The 1201-nt window shown below is 67.2% G+C and carries 1 protein-coding gene; it reads right to left on the bottom strand.

From position 1 onward, the window contains the following. On the bottom strand, positions 1–1091 hold a 1091-nt coding region (locus tag Q4E95_RS11580; protein ID WP_303383453.1), incomplete at its 3' end, for an MFS transporter. Positions 1092–1201 lie beyond the last annotated feature (110 nt).

Here is a 1201-nt window from a genome sequence, read left to right as displayed (position 1 = left end):
ACCAGGCACGTGGTGAGCATGGTCATCACCGAGGCGATGCGGTGCGACGGCGCGATCCGCTCGCCGCGGCCGAACGAGCTGACCAGCATGGCGCCCACGCCCACGCCCACGATCACGAACAGGCCCGCCATCACCGGGGCGCTCGGCAGGGAGAACAGGCCCACGCAGGCCACAGCGATGAACGACGCGCCGATCGCCACCCGCAAGGACAAGGGGAAGCGTTCGGGAAGGCGGGAGACCAGAATGCTTGCGACCGCGCTGCCCGCACCCATGAAGCCGTAAATGACACCGGTGTAAGCTTCCGTGCCGCGCAACACGTTGACGGCGGTCAGCGCGGTCTGGGTCGAGCCGAACACGGTACCCACGCACAGGCACACCATCATGGGCGGCAGCGCCTTGGCGATCGAAATCTTGCCGATGCCACCCGCCGCAGTGTCCTCGACCGTGGCCGCGCCGTGCTCGGTGCGGTGGCGCGCCAGGTACATGATGAACGCGCCCTGGCCCACGATCACCCACGCCATGATGGTGAGCAGAGCGGGGTTGGGACCGAGTAATCCGACGAGCAGACCGGCAATCACGGGACCCAGGATGAAGCTGGTTTCGTCGCAGGCAGTTTCGTAGCCCAGCGCGCGGGTGATCAGTCGCGGTTGCCGACGACGCCGCGCCAAGCCCGACCAGTGCGCCCTCGCGATCGCGCCCACTTGCGGGTTCGCGGAACCGACCAGGGCAGCGCACACGAGGATGAGGGGGGTGGGCCCGTCATTGACGACCGTCAGGAGCAGGGCCGTGAGGCTCAGCAACTGGATGAGCGTTGCGCTGACAACCACGGGCAGCGGACCGAAATGGTCGACGAGCCTGCCGACCAACGGGGCGCCAACTGCTGAACCAAGTCCCACGGCTGCCACCGTGATGCCGGCCAGACCAAGACTCAGTCCAGCGCCGCTGACGTACAGCAGCAGCCCGAGTTGCAGCGTGGCCGCAGGCAGGCGGCCGATGAAGGCCGTGATCAGGAACGGCCAGCCACCTGCGGCAACGAGCGAATCCTGCGCTGAGAGTGGCGTCTGCGCCTGCGGGGCGGTCGAGCTGGGCAAAAGGATCCTCCGGGTACATCAAACCACCGCACACCCGACCACACGTGCGGACCGATCCCTCTAAGTTCGTCTCAAATGGTACTCGCGAATCGGTCATCCGGTGCGGGCGG

This window comes from Kocuria sp., from assembly GCF_030536815.1.
Classification (GTDB): domain Bacteria; phylum Actinomycetota; class Actinomycetes; order Actinomycetales; family Micrococcaceae; genus Kocuria; species Kocuria gwangalliensis.
Note: the sequence above shows the minus strand (reverse complement) of the source record. Positions and strands in the feature narration are given on the sequence as shown.